The 13,693-nt window shown below is 71.8% G+C and carries 11 protein-coding genes; 5 read left to right on the top strand and 6 right to left on the bottom strand.

Annotated features, from left to right (window positions below; translation table 11 throughout):
- Positions 1–35 precede the first annotated feature (35 nt).
- The 4 genes from glgB (at position 36) to sppA (ending at position 7,296) form a co-directional block, all read left to right on the top strand.
- On the top strand, positions 36–2,183 hold the full coding sequence (gene glgB, locus ACWDXC_RS05370; RefSeq protein WP_449978308.1) for a 1,4-alpha-glucan branching protein GlgB: 2,148 nt from the start codon (positions 36–38) through the stop codon (positions 2,181–2,183).
- An 86-nt stretch (positions 2,184–2,269) separates the two neighbouring features.
- Entirely contained in the window at positions 2,270–4,183 is a 1,914-nt protein-coding gene (locus ACWDXC_RS05365; RefSeq protein ID WP_449978306.1) for a S8 family peptidase, read from the top strand.
- A 62-nt stretch (positions 4,184–4,245) separates the two neighbouring features.
- On the top strand, positions 4,246–5,562 hold the full coding sequence (locus ACWDXC_RS05360) for a S8 family peptidase (protein WP_449979790.1): 1,317 nt from the start codon (positions 4,246–4,248) through the stop codon (positions 5,560–5,562).
- 36 nt (positions 5,563–5,598) lie between these two features.
- Positions 5,599–7,296: a signal peptide peptidase SppA gene (sppA, locus tag ACWDXC_RS05355; RefSeq protein WP_219500989.1), complete on the top strand. Its 1,698-nt coding sequence runs from the start codon at positions 5,599–5,601 to the stop codon at positions 7,294–7,296.
- A gap of 218 nt (positions 7,297–7,514) precedes the next feature.
- Here sppA and ACWDXC_RS05350 read toward each other — a convergent pair whose 3' ends face one another.
- The 5 genes from ACWDXC_RS05350 to ACWDXC_RS05330 are packed head-to-tail and all read right to left on the bottom strand — an operon-like array spanning position 7,515 to position 11,290.
- Complete coding sequence (locus ACWDXC_RS05350; protein ID WP_375071632.1) at positions 7,515–7,994, bottom strand: flavin reductase family protein; 480 nt, start codon at positions 7,992–7,994, stop codon at positions 7,515–7,517.
- A 37-nt stretch (positions 7,995–8,031) separates the two neighbouring features.
- Positions 8,032–8,949: an ABC transporter substrate-binding protein gene (locus tag ACWDXC_RS05345; protein WP_449978302.1), complete on the bottom strand. Its 918-nt coding sequence runs from the start codon at positions 8,947–8,949 to the stop codon at positions 8,032–8,034.
- A gap of 46 nt (positions 8,950–8,995) precedes the next feature.
- Positions 8,996–9,667: an ABC transporter permease gene (locus ACWDXC_RS05340; RefSeq protein WP_364175893.1), complete on the bottom strand. Its 672-nt coding sequence runs from the start codon at positions 9,665–9,667 to the stop codon at positions 8,996–8,998.
- Positions 9,664–10,338, bottom strand: a complete 675-nt coding sequence (locus ACWDXC_RS05335) for an ABC transporter permease (protein ID WP_364175890.1) — start codon at positions 10,336–10,338, stop codon at positions 9,664–9,666. The genes ACWDXC_RS05340 and ACWDXC_RS05335 overlap by 4 nt, the downstream gene beginning before the upstream one ends.
- The gene (locus tag ACWDXC_RS05330) at positions 10,331–11,290 is read right to left on the bottom strand and encodes an ABC transporter ATP-binding protein (RefSeq protein WP_364175887.1); all 960 of its coding nucleotides are present in this window, start codon (positions 11,288–11,290) and stop codon (positions 10,331–10,333) included. The genes ACWDXC_RS05335 and ACWDXC_RS05330 overlap by 8 nt, the downstream gene beginning before the upstream one ends.
- A gap of 261 nt (positions 11,291–11,551) precedes the next feature.
- Here ACWDXC_RS05330 and ACWDXC_RS05325 point away from each other — a divergent pair, with 261 nt between their 5' ends.
- The gene (locus ACWDXC_RS05325) at positions 11,552–12,964 is read left to right on the top strand and encodes a hypothetical protein (RefSeq protein ID WP_449978298.1); all 1,413 of its coding nucleotides are present in this window, start codon (positions 11,552–11,554) and stop codon (positions 12,962–12,964) included.
- On the opposite strand, the gene ACWDXC_RS05320 is transcribed toward ACWDXC_RS05325, so the two are convergent.
- Positions 12,965–13,684, bottom strand: a complete 720-nt coding sequence (locus ACWDXC_RS05320; RefSeq protein WP_449978296.1) for a DUF981 family protein — start codon at positions 13,682–13,684, stop codon at positions 12,965–12,967. It lies immediately after the preceding gene.
- Positions 13,685–13,693 lie beyond the last annotated feature (9 nt).

Below are 13,693 nucleotides of genomic sequence, written 5' to 3'. Positions count from 1 at the left end.
GACGGTCGTCGTAGGGCAGGGTTGGGAGCATGCCGATGAGGACAGAGCTCGACCGCCTCGCGGGCGGGGCGCACCATGACCCGCACTCGGTGCTGGGCGCGCACCCGGTTCCGGGCGGGGTCACGTTCCGGGCGCTGCGCCCGCTGGCCGAACGGGTCAGGGTGGTGCTGGACGACGGCACGGCCCACGACCTGAAACACCAGGCCCACGGCGTGTTCGAGACCACGGTCCAGGGGCTGGACAAGGTGCCCGCCTACACGCTGAGCGTCCAGTACCCGGGTCACGACCCGCACGAGACGCGCGACCCGTACCGCCACTGGCCGACGCTGGGCGAGGTGGACCTGCACCTGATCGGCGAGGGACGCCACGAGCGGCTGTGGGAGGTGCTCGGCGCGCGCGTGATGGAGCACCAGGACGTGCGCGGCACCGCGTTCGCCGTGTGGGCCCCCAACGCGCGCGGCATCCGCGTCGTCGGCGACTTCAACCACTGGGACGGCACCGCCTACCCGATGCGCTCGCTGGGCCGTTCGGGCGTGTGGGAGCTGTTCATCCCCGGCCTGGAAGCGGGCGAACGGTACAAGTACCAGATCCTGGGCGCCGACGGCGTGTGGCGCGACAAGGCCGACCCGATGGCCCGCCGCACCGAGGTGCCGCCGCAGACCGCCTCCGTCGTCGAGGAGTCGGTCTACACCTGGGAGGACGACGCCTGGATGGCCGCGCGCGGCGACAAGCAGGCGCGCAGCGGCCCGATGAGCATCTACGAGGTCCACCTGGGCTCGTGGCGGCCCGGCCTGTCCTACCTGGAGCTGGCCGACCAGCTCTCCGAGTACGTGGCCGACATGGGCTTCACCCACGTGGAGCTGCTGCCGGTGGCCGAGCACCCGTTCGGCGGCTCGTGGGGCTACCAGGTGACCTCCTACTACGCGCCGACGGCCCGCTTCGGCACGCCCGACGAGTTCCGCAGGTTCGTCGACCGGATGCACCAGCGCGGCATCGGCGTGCTGCTCGACTGGGTGCCCGCGCACTTCCCGATGGACGACTGGGCGCTGGCCCGCTTCGACGGCACGCCGCTGTACGAGCACGCCGACCCGGCCAGGGGCGAGCACCCCGACTGGGGCACGTACGTGTTCGACTTCGGCCGCAGGGAGGTGCGCAACTTCCTGGTGGCCAACGCCCTCTACTGGCTGAAGGAGTTCCACATCGACGGGCTGCGGGTGGACGCCGTGGCCTCGATGCTCTACCTGGACTACTCGCGGCGCGAGGGCGAGTGGACGCCGAACGTCTACGGCGGGCGCGAGAACCTGGACGCCGTCGAGTTCATCAAGGAGATGAACGCGGTCTGCTACCGGGAGGCGCCCGGCATCACGACCGTGGCCGAGGAGTCGACCGCGTGGCCGGGCGTGTCACGGCCGGCGCACCTGGGCGGGCTCGGGTTCGGCTTCAAGTGGAACATGGGCTGGATGCACGACACGCTGGAGTATCTCCGGCACGAGCCGATCTTCCGGCAGTATCACCATCACCAGATGACGTTCTCCCTGATCTACGCCTATTCGGAGAACTACGTGCTGCCGCTCTCGCACGACGAGGTGGTGCACGGCAAGGGCTCGCTCATGGGCAAGATGCCCGGCGACGAGTGGCAGCGGTTCGCGCAGTTGCGGGCGCTGCTGGCGTTCATGTGGGCGCATCCGGGCAAGCAGCTGCTGTTCATGGGCGGGGAGTTCGGCCAGGGCTCGGAGTGGTCGGAGGAGCGCGGGCTCGACTGGTGGGTGCTGGAGTTCGACGGGCACCAGGGCGTGCAGCGGCTGGTGCGCGACCTCAACCGGCTCTACCGCGACACGCCCGCGCTGTGGGAGCAGGACTCGACGCCCGACGGGTTCCGGTGGATCGACGCCGACGACGCCCCGGGCAACACGTTCTCGTTCCTGCGCTACGCGGCCGACGGGTCCGCGGTGGCGTGCGTGGTCAACTTCAGCGGCGGGCCGCACGAGAGCTACCGGCTGGGCCTGCCGTACGGCGGGGAGTGGACGGAGGCGGTCAACACCGACGCCTACGAGTACTGGGGCAGCGGCGTCGGCAACATGGGCGCGATCGAGGCTGTCGAGGATCCCTGTCATGGGCTGCCCTACTCGACGACGTTGCGGGTTCCGCCGCTGGGAGCTGTCTGGTTGACGAAGCCCGCCTGAAAGTCTGGTGAGAAAGGGGCTCCGGCCCTATATCTGGGGGATAAATCGCCCTAAACTCCGAGATCATCCCTTCTCGGAGGACGCCGGTGCGATTTCGCCCCCTGATCGTGTGCTCGCTCGTGCTCGCGCTGCTGCCCGCGGCGCCCGCCCTCGCCGCCGATCCGACGGCCGCACCGGTCCCGACCGCCGCCCCCAGCCCCGCTCCCAGCCCCGCTCCGAGCACCCCTGAGGAGAAGGTCGAGGAAGGGTTAGGCGTCGACGGCGGCACCGTGCGGGCCATCGTCGAGCTCACCCAGCCGATCCCCGCCCCGATCTCCGAGATCGGCAACGCCGAGGTGCTGCTGCAGCCCGAACGCCAGCCGTTCGTGGTCGTCGAGGGCACCGCCGAGGAGCTGGCCGCGCTCGCCGAGGACCCCAAGGTCACCTCGATCCGCCGCGACCGCGCCTACCCGCCGTCGCTCGTCTCCAGCCTCCCCCAGATCGGCGCCGACAAGGCGCACGCCGCCGGCTTCACCGGCAGCGGGCAGAACGTCGTCGTCCTGGACACCGGCATCGACCCCGATCACCAGGCCTTCGCCGGCCGCATCACCGCCGAAGCCTGCTTCTCCGCCGTCGACCAGGGCGTCAAGTCGCTCTGCCCGAACGGCCAGACCAGCCAGACCGGCCCCCGCGCCGCCGACGCCACGACCGCCAACTGCCTGGCGGGCGGCGTGAACCTGTGCGACCACGGCACCCACGTGGCCGGCATCGCCGCCGGCACCGGCGGCGTCGCGCCCGGCGCCGGGATCATCGCCGTCCAGGTGTTCAGCCGGGTCGAGGACATGGACGTGTGCGGCGAGCCCGTCTGCCTGCTGGCCTTCGAGTCGTCGCTGCGGCTGGCCATGGACCACGTGGCGTCGCTGACCGCCCCGATCGCCGCCGTCAACCTCAGCCTGGGCGGCATGCCGTCCGAGACCTCCTGCGACACCAGCGAGGAAGGCCAGGTCCTCAAGCCGAAGATCGACGCCCTGCTGGCCAAGGGCATCGCGACCGTGGTCGCCGCCGGCAACGAGTACTTCGAGGGCGCCTCCTATCCGGCCTGCATCACCTCCGCCGTCGCCGTGGGCGCCAACGACGACGGCGACGCCATCGCCGACTTCTCCAACCGGGGCGCGCTGCTCGACCTGTTCGCGCCCGGCGTGGACATCGAGTCGGCGGTGCCGGGCAACCAGACGACCGTCTACAGCGGCACCTCGATGGCCACCCCGCACGTCGCCGGGGCGCTGGCCCTGATGAAGGCCGCCTCGCCGCAGACCCCCATGCCGGAGCTGATCGACAAGCTCAAGACGACCGGCAGGCCGTACGTCTACCAGGCCAACGGCGTCCAGGTGCGCACGCCGCGCCTGGACCTGGCCGCGGCGCTCGCCGGGGCGGCCCCGCAGCCTGAGATCAGCCAGAACCCGCCGGCGCTCCCCGGCGGCCCGGGTGACCCCGACTCGCCCGACCCCGGCCCCGGCACCGATCCCGAGCCGGAGCCGACCGGCAGCGGCCCGACGCCCCAGCCCGACCCGGTGGACCCGGACCCGACGCCGGTCCCGCTGCCGACCGTCACGGTCACGGTGACGATCACCGCCACCCCGAAGGCGCCCGCGACCGTCTGCACGCGCGGCACCTCGGCCAAGCCGATGACCACCAAGCAGTGGGCCGTGGAGGTCTACCGGGGCACCGGCTCGATCGACGACGCCACCCTGACCTGCTACCTCAAGCTCGCGCACAAGGCCAGCAAGGTCTTCCCCGAGCTGACCAAGGCGTCGTCGCTGGGCAAGGCGTACCGGGTGCTCAAGGCGAGCAGGACGGCCAAGCAGCGGCTCGACAGCGCCCTGCTCACCGGCTGGCTCAACTGGGCGCACGGGATGAACAACACCAAGGTCCTCAACTCCTCCGAGAAGGTGCGGCTCTCCGCGAAGTCCACGAGCACCGCGCTCAAGAAGGCGGCCGCGAACGTCCTCAAGACTCGTTAATCACTCGGGAAACCGCGACATCACGCGCCCCACGTGCGGGCATCTGTCCCGCCGTGAGACGAATGATCCTGGTGGCTGCGGCCACGACCTCGGCCTTGCTCGCCGCGACGGCCGCCGGGCAGGCCGACACCGGTGACCCGGTGATCAGCCCGGCGCTGATCGCCCAGCTCGACACGCACCAGAAGGTGCGCTCGATCGTCGAGGTCAAACCCGGGCAGAGCGTCACCGCCGTCGCCGGCGACGTCGAGAAGGGCTCCTCCTCCGCCCGGGTGCTGGAGTCCACCGAGTCGCCCACGTTCTTCGTCGCCGAACTCGACGCCGACGCGCTCGCCCACCTCAAGAAGGACGCCCGGGTCAGGGCCGTGTACGAGGACGCGCTCAGCAAGCCGTTCCTGGCCGAGACCACCAAGGTGATCGGCGCCGACCGGGCCCACGCCGCCGGCTGGACCGGCAAGGGCGCCACCGTCGCCGTCCTCGACACCGGGATCGACCGCGACCACCCGTTCCTGGCCGGCCGGATCGTGGACGAGGCGTGCTTCTCCACCTCCGACGCGGCGAGCCAGGCCGTCTCCCTCTGCCCCAACGGCCAGGCCAACCAGACCGGCCCCGGAGCCGCCGACGCCGAGACCCGCCAGTGCCTGGACGGCGGCGCCAACCGGTGCGACCACGGCACCCACGTCGCCGGCATCGCCGCGGGCAAGCTCGTCACCGGCGCCCCCGCCAACGGCGTCGCCCCCGAAGCGGGCATCCTGCCCATCCAGGTCTTCTCCCGCATCAACAGCGCCATCGCCTGCGGCACCACCCGGGTGCCGTGCTTCCTGAGCTACACCTCCGACCAGAAACTCGCCCTCGAATACGTCGCCAGGGTCGCCAAGGAACGCAACGTGGCCGCCGTCAACATGAGCCTCGGCGGCGGCGGGCCGCACCGGCGGCACTGCGACGCCGACCCCGGCGCGGGCGCGCTCAAACCGCAGTTCGACCAGCTCATGGCCCTCGGCGCGGCCCCCGTCGTCGCCGCCGGCAACGACGGCTGGACCGACGCCGTCGCCTCCCCCGCCTGCGTCTCCACCGCCGTCACCGTCGGCGCCACCGACGACGCCGACCGCATTGCGCCCTTCTCCAACCGGGGAGTGCTGCTCGACCTGCTCGCCCCCGGCGCCGACGTCACCGCCTCCGTGCCCGACGACGCGTACGGGCTGATGAGCGGCACGTCCATGGCCGCGCCCCACGTCGCCGGCAGCTTCGCGCTGCTGAAGCAGGCGTACCCGAACCTGACCGCCGCCCAGGCGCTGCAACGGCTCCAGAGCACCGGCCTGCGCATCGACACCACCGCCCGCGTCGACGCCGCGGCCGCCACCACCGGCACACCTCAAGTGTGAGCGCACGCCCGGCTCCTGCCGCTTAGGGTGGCTTTCATGGACGCAGGCAAGGCGATCAGCGAAACCGTCGGCAAGCTCCGTCAGCGGCGCACCGCGCCCCTGGTGCTGGAGCTGGACCTCACCGAAGGCGTGATCGAGGGGCCGCCCGCGGACCCCCTCGCCGCCGTGCTGTCCATGCGCAAGCCACGCCTGTCCGACGTGCTCGCCGGGCTCAAGCGCGCCCGGCAGGACTCCCGCGTCAAGGCCCTCATCGTGAAGATCGGCGGCAACCCGCTCGGCCTGGCCACCGTCCAGGAGCTGCGCCAGGCCGTCGTCCGCTTCCGCGCCTCCGGCAAGCTGACCGTGGCCTTCGGCGAGACGTTCGGCGAGTTCGGCAGCGGCACCGTGCCCTACTACCTGGCCAGCGCCTTCGAACGCGTCTACCTCCAGCCCAGCGGCGACGTCGGGCTCACCGGCATCGCCCTGGAACAGCGGTTCGTCAAGGGCGCGCTGACCAAGCTCGGCGTCGGCTACGAGATGGGCCAGCGGCACGAGTACAAGACCGCCGCCAACACCTTCACCCACGACCACATGACCGAGCCGCACCGCGAGTCGGTCGGCCGGATCGTCGAATCCGTCACCGGCCAGCTCACCGCCGGCATCGCCGACGGCCGCCGGCTCGACCCCGCCAAGGTGCGCGAGCTGTTCGACCAGGGCCCGTTCATCGGCGCCGAAGCCCTCCAGGCCGGGCTGGTCGACGGCCTGGCCTACCGTGACGAGGTGTACGACGAGGTCAAGCGCGCCGCCGGCGACGAGGCCCACCTCCTGTACGTCTCCCGCTACGCCAAGGGCGCAGCCGTCCGCAAACTGCCCAACCCGACCGCCGACGGCATCGCGCTCATCCACGGCATGGGCCAGATCCGCACCGGCCGCTCCGGCCGCAGCCCGCTCGGCGGCAGCGGCGCCATGGGCTCCGACACGATCAGCGCCGCGCTGCGCGCCGCCCGGCGCGACGACCACGTCAAGGCCGTCGTGTTCCGCGTCGACAGCCCCGGCGGCTCGTACGTCGCCTCCGACACCGTCTGGCGCGAGGTCGTGCTCACCCGCAAGGTCAAGCCGATCATCGTCTCCATGGGAGACCTCGCCGCGTCCGGCGGCTACTTCGTCTCCATGGCCGCCGACGTCATCGTCGCCCAGCCCGGCACCCTCACCGGCTCCATCGGCGTCTTCGGCGGCAAGCCCGTACTGTCGGAGCTGCTCGAACGCATCGGCGTCACCTCCGAGACCGTCGCCGAAGGCGCCAACGCCGGCATGTTCTCCACCTCGCGCGGCTTCTCCCCCGAGCAGTGGGAACGGGTCAACGCCTGGCTCGACCGCATCTACGACGACTTCGTGGGCAAGGTCGCCGAAGGCCGCTCCCTCACCCGCGAACGGGCCCACGAGCTCGCCCGCGGCCGCGTCTGGACCGGCGGCGACGCCCGCGACAACGGCCTCGTCGACGAGCTCGGCGGGCTGGAGGACGCGCTGGCGCTGGCCAGGAAGCGGGCCGGGCTCGCCGACGACGCGCCCGTACGCACCTACCCCCGGCTCAACCCGCTGGAGCGGCTGCGCGGGCCCGACTCCAGCGAGGACCGGGCGGCGGCGCTCACCCGGGTCCGGCTCGACGCCTGGGGGCCGCTGGCGCGGCTGTCGGCGGAGCTGGGGCTGCCCGCCGGGGGGCCGCTGTCGTTGCCGGGCTGGTACGTCATCCGCTGACGGCAAGGGCCTCACCGGTGGCGCGCTGCGCGCGTGGGCGGTTCGGGCCGTGTCTCCAGGGGGAGCCGAGCTCCCCCTGACCCCCTTGGCAAGGGGCCTCCGGCCCCCTGCACCCCCGAGCCCGGCCGTGCGCCGCTCGTCAGAGCGGGTTCCGCAGCCGTGGCCAAAGAGCGGCAAGGCATCCGGCGTCGAACCCACGGGCAACCGGACCTGGAAGATCAGCCCAGGGCCCGGTATCGCCCTCGGAGCCGGACCAGTGGGTGCAGGGACGGGGTGACGTACGAGACGGCGAGGACCTGGGCGATGAAGAGCGTGTGGTCACCCGCCGGCACCACTTGGACGGTCTCGGCCTCCAGGGCGGCGACGCCGTCCTCCAGCACCAGGGCGTCCGAGTGCGGTCCGCGGTGGTGGGGCGCGCCGGCGACGAGGTGGCGGGCGCTGGGCCGGCCGGGGGCGGCGAAGCGGCTGGCCATGGCGGCCTGGCCGGAGGAGAGCAGGGAGCACGCCCAGCGGTCCTGGCGGCACAGCACCTCGCTGAGGTAGCCGCCGCTGGACAGGCTGATCAGGACGAGCGGCGGCGCCAGGGAGACCGACAGCAGCGCCGAGATCGTCACGCCCAGGTCGTCGCGGCCGTCGCGGACGGTGACGACCGCGACGCCGCCGGCGAGCTGGGCCATGGCCTCGGTGAACTCGCTCACGGCGAGGGCCTCAGGGGAGAGGCCCCCGCCGGGCGGGTCAGCCGAGGCCGTTCGCGCTCAGCCATTCCTTGGCCACCGTGGCGGGCTCGTCCTTGTTGACGGCGATCTTCTGCATCATGTCCAGCAGCGAGTCGGTCGTCAGCTTGGCGGAGATCGCGTTGAGGGTGGTGCGCACCGTGTCGGTGGCTCCGGCCTTGTTCAGGAGCGGGGTCACGTTCTGGGCGGGGAAGATGTTCTTGGTGTCCTGGAGGGGCACCAGGTTGTTGGCGGTGATCTTCGGGTCGGTGGAGAACACGTTGCCGACCTGGATGGAGCCGTCCTTGATGGCGTCGGCCGTGGCCGGGCCGGTGGGCTTCCACTGCTTGAACTCGATGCCGTAGACCTCCTTGAAGGGGGCCTCCCAGCGCTTCTTGAACTCCGGCGGACCGCCCACGATCATGTCCTTCGACACCTTGGCCAGGTCTTCCATCGTGTTGATGGACTGCTTGGACTGGGTGTCCTTGCTGATCGACAGCGTGTCCTTGTCCTCGGCCGGGGAGGATTCGAGCACTTCGAGCTCGGCGGGGAGCTTCTCCTTCAGCGCGGCGTTGACCTCTTCGGTGGTCGCGGCCTTGTTCTGCTGGTCGATGAAGGCCAGCAGGTTTCCGTTGTACTCGGGCACCAGCGTCAGGCCGCCGCTCTTGACCTGGTCGTAGACGACCTCGCGGCTGCCGATGCGGGGCTTCTCCTCGACCGTCACGCCCTTGGCCTCCAGCGCCTGGGCATAGATGGAGCCGAGCAGCACGCTCTCGTCGAAGTCGAAGGAGCCGATCACGACGGTCCCCCCGCCGCCGCCGGTGGCGGAGCCCGTGGGCGCCGCGCTCGTGGTGTCGAGCGGGTTGCCCCCGCCGCCGCCACCACCGCAGGCCGTCAAGGTGAGCGCCGCGGACAGGACGACCGCCGCGGTGCTGAACATGCGTCTCATTAAAATGTCCCCTTCTTGCGGGAGGTAGTACGAAAAATCAACGTGTCTTCAGTCGTTGGCTCACCCCCGGGGAGACCGTCACCCTCTGCGCGAGGGTGAACGCGATCTGCACCACGAGCGCGAACAGCACAATCAACACTGAACCCCCGACGACGCTCGCGTAATCCTTCGTCGCGAACCCGTCGATCACGAACCTGCCCAGACCGCCCAGCCCCGTGTAGGCGGCGACGGTCGTGGTGGCGACCACCTGGATCGCCGAGAGCCTGAGCCCGAGCAGGATGAGCGGCAGCGCGACCGGCACCAGCACCCGCCCGAGCACCTGGCCGCCGCGCAGCCCCATCCCGTACGCCGCGTCGCGCAGCTCGGGGTCCACTCCCCTGATGCCCTCGAACGTGTTGACCAGGATCGGCGGCACGGCCAGCAGCACCAGCGGGATGATCACCGGCCAGATCGACGCGGTGCCGAGCAGCAGCACGAACAGCACCAGCAGGCCGAGCGTCGGCAGCGCCCTGGCCAGGTTGGCCGAGACGACCACGAGCACCCCGCCCCGGCCGGTGTGGCCGATGAGCAGCCCGATCGGCACCGCGATCAGCATCGCCAGCGCGAGCGCCAGGGCCGAGAACTCCAGGTGTTCCAGCAGCCGTACGGGGATGCCGTCGAGGCCCGTCCACCGGGCGGGGTCGCCGAAGAAGTCGATCAGCCAGTTCACGACGCCCCCCTAGCCCGCACCCACGGGGTGAGCAGCCGCTGGGCCAGGAGCAGCAGCCCGTCGGCGATGAGCGCCAGCGCCACGATGAGCACGATGCCGACGACGACCGGAGGCAGGAACGGGTTCTGGTAGGCCCGGGTGAACAGCATGCCGAGACCGCCCTCGCCGATCAGCGCGCCCACGCTCACCAGGCTGATGCTGGAGACCGCGACGACCCGCAGCCCGGCGATCACCACGGGCGCGGCGATGGGCAGCTCGACCTGCACCAGCCGGCGCAGCGGCGTGAAGCCCATGGCCACCGCCGACTGGCGCACGTGCGGAGGCACCGATCCGATGCCGTCGACCACGGCCGGGATGAGCACGGCCATGGCGTAGAAGGTCAGCGGGACGATGACGGTGATCGGTGACAGCCCGGTCACCGAGATCAGCAGCATGAACAGCGGCAGCGACGGCAGCGCGTAGATCACGTTGAAGAGGCCGGCCGTCGGCTGGTAGAGCCACCGCCAGCGGACGCTGGCCAGCCCCAGCGGCAGGGCCAGCGCGAGCCCCAGCACGATCGGCACCAGCGACATGAGCAGGTGGTCGCCGAGCAGGTCCCTGATGCTGCCGACCCGCCCGGTGTCCCAGTTGCGCGCGATCCACTCCCAGAGTGAGGGCGGGCCGTCACCCATGGGCGGCCTCCGCCAGCGCCTCGTCCAGCGCCTCCCTCGTGGCCACGCCGACCACCTCGCCCCGCTCGTCCACGGCCACCGCGGTGCCCGACGGCGACAGCAGCGCCGCGTCGAGCGCGGTGCGCAGCGAGTCGGTGCCGAACACGAACGTGCCGGCGCCCTCGGGGGCGGGCAGATCGGTGCGCAGCCGCAGCCCCTCGGTGGAGACGAACTGCAGCCGCCGGATGCCCCGGTCGCGGCCCAGGAACTCGCGGACGAAGTCGTCGGCCGGCTCCGACAGCAGCGTCTTCGGAGGGGCGAGCTGCGCCAGCTTCCCGCCCACCCGCAGCACCGCGACCTGGTCGCCGAGCTTGATGGCCTCGTCGATGTCATGGGTGACGAACACGATCGTCTTGTTCAGCTCCGACTGCAGCCGCAGCAGCTCGTCCTGGAGGCTGGTGCGGACCACCGGGTCGACGGCGCTGAACGGCTCGTCCATCAGCAGCACCGGCGGATCGGCGGCCAGCGCCCTGGCCACGCCCACCCGCTGCTGCTGGCCGCCGGAGAGCTGGAAGGGGTAGCGGCCGGCCAGCCCCGGGTCGAGCCCGACGCGCTCCAGCAGCTCCATGGCCCTGTCGCGGGCCTTCCTGCGGTCCCAGCCGAGCAGGTAGGGCACGGTGGCGACGTTGTCCAAGATCTTGCGATGCGGGAACAGCCCGGCCTGCTGGATCACGTACCCGATGCCGCGCCGCAGCGTCGGCGGGTCGATGTCCTGGACCGGCTCCCCGTCGAGCAGGATGCGCCCTTCGGTGGCGTCGATCATCCTGTTGATCATCCGCAGTGACGTCGTCTTCCCGCAGCCCGACGGGCCGACGAACACGGTGATCTCGCCCGTGGGCGCCTCAAGGCTGAGGCGGTCCACGGCTACCGTTCCGTCTGGGTAGCGTTTGGTGACAGCGTCGAATGTGATCACGCGCGACCTTCCGCTTCGTGGCAGGGCCGCAGCCCCCCTGCCACGACCGCCGCATGATCTAACGGCAACCACCCTACGGCGATTGAACGTGGTCTGTCCCATCGGGAGGAGGTTAAGCGGTTCACTGACCTGCGATTCCGTACGAATTCGTGATCTGGTAGTGCGCCGGCCTGGGTGGAGTTGGCATGATTGCCTCCACATGCACAGACGCCGCACCCTCACCCGCAGCGTCCGCTTTTCCCAGTAAGAGGATCCGGTCACGTGACACACCCGCTCACCGGTCAGCACTCACGCGCCGAGCTGATCGCAGAGCTCTACGACCGTCACGCCGCCGGGCTGTTCGCGTACTGCGCGGACCAGCTCGGCGACCCTGGCTCCGCGGCAGACGTCGTGGCGACCGTGCTCGCCGCCGTGCCGTCGCAGCCGCCCCCGCGTGCCGCCCTGTACGCCTACGCCCGGCGCGAGGTCTTCCGGCGTGACGTCGTCTACGCGCCGCCCGTCGTCGACCCGCTGATCGACCCGGCCTCGGCGCTGGTCGAGCGGGCGCTGCGCGAGCTGCGTCCGGCGCAGCGCGAGGTGCTCGTGCTGGTCCAGGTGTGCGGGCTCAACCGGGAGGAGCTCGCCTGGGTGCTCGACGTGGCGCCGGACACCGCCGAGGAGCTGGCGGTCAGCGTGGCGCACCGGTTCACGCAGGCGCTCGGGCTGGCGCTGGGCGGCGCCGGCGGGCGCGTGTCCAAGCCGGTCGCCGACGTCTACGGCGCGCTCGCCGTCGCGCCGCTGCGCGACGTGCTCGGCCGCCTGCCGTGGCCGACGCCGCCGGCGGCGCTGCGCGTCCACTTCGCGGGATCCCGTACGGCCGAGCCCGCGCCGATGTTCGTCAAGCCGCGCTGGCCCGTGCCGCCGACCTGGCCCCTGCCGCTGGGCGCCGCCGACCCGGCGAGCACCACGGGGATCTTCCCCGCCGAGCTGCTCGCGCCGCCGCCGCCGTCGCGGATGCCCGACCACGAGGCCACCACGGCGCCGATGCCCAGGCTGCGTGACCCGCTGGCGCCCTCGCCCGAGCGCACCGGGCGGCCGACGACCTTCCGCGCCTTCGAGGCGGCCCCGCCCGCCCCGTCCGGCCTGTCCACCCCGTTCGCCGCCTTCGAGGCCCGCCGCCCCATCGGCGGCGCGCCGGCCAAGGACCTGCTCGGGAGGGATGTACCCGCCAAGGACGCGCCGCAGGCGCGGCTGGAGCGGCCGTTCGTCATGCCCGCGCCGGTCCCGGCGGACGTGCTGGACGACGAGCCGGTGACCCAGGACCTGCCCGCCGTCACCGACGCCCGCGCCCCGCGCGAGGCCGGGCCGCTGTTCACGCCCCGGGCGCAGCCGAAGGAGCCGGTCTACCGGATGCCGCTGCCGCCGGAGCCGCCCGCCGCGCCGGACGCTCCCTCAGCGAGCACGACGGAGCCGGAGCAGGACTCGGTGAGCGAGCCGCAGGCCAGGCCCGCGCCGGCCCCGCGGCGGACGCCCGCCCCGCGGAGGGCGTCCGGATCGGGCAAGGCCGTCCGGCGGCCCAAGGGGAAGAAGCGCCGCAGGCACCACGACTGGGCCTGGGAGCTCACCGGCTTCCTGATCTGCGTGGTCATCGCGATGATCGTGTTCTTCTCCGTCCCGATGATCGTCAGCCCCTGATCACATGGTGTTGACGATCAGCCCGATGTGCGTGAAGTAGTTCAGCGCCCCGAACAGCGCGAACACCACCCCGGCCACCAGCCAGCACACGCCCGTCACCGTCGCCGCGGGCCCGCCACGGGCCCGCAGCGCGAACGGGAACACCACGGCCCCGATGCCCACCAGCACGTACAGCCCGGAGATGAACGTCGCCTCCAGCATCGGCATGTCCGCGAACGCCCCGGAGATCGGCTCCTGCGGCGGCGCGGCGAACAGCGTGTACGTCCACCCGGCGGCGGCGATGCCGAAGCAGGCCAGCCCCATCGCGAAGGCGAACAGCGAGATCGGCCCCGCCACCCGCGCCACGTGCTCGCGCCGGTCCGCGGCCCCCTGGGACGGCGTCCAGCGCTTCCACAGGTAGAGGGCGGCGGCCAGCAGCATCGCGCCGAACGCGAGCGACGGCTCGCCGAAGATGATGTTGTCGAACGGGAATCCCTGCCCGGCGAGCGGCCAGGTGAGCGTCATGTGCAGCCCGGTGAGCGCCAGCAGCGCGCCGAGCACGCCGAACGCCAGCGCCCACCCGTCGACGTGCTCCATCGGGTCGCCGCGCAGCAGCTTCCTGCCGAACCAGACCACGAGCACCAGCCCCACGCCCGCCGCGACGGCCATGATCGTGTTGTACGTGGGCATCTTCGTCCAGTCGATCTTCAACTCCGGCTGGACCAGCAAATATCCGACCATACCCGCATG

The sequence above is a fragment of the Nonomuraea sp. NPDC003214 genome (assembly GCF_053590035.1).
The sequence above is the reverse complement of the archived record's forward strand: the minus strand, read 5'-3'. Positions and strand labels throughout refer to the sequence as shown.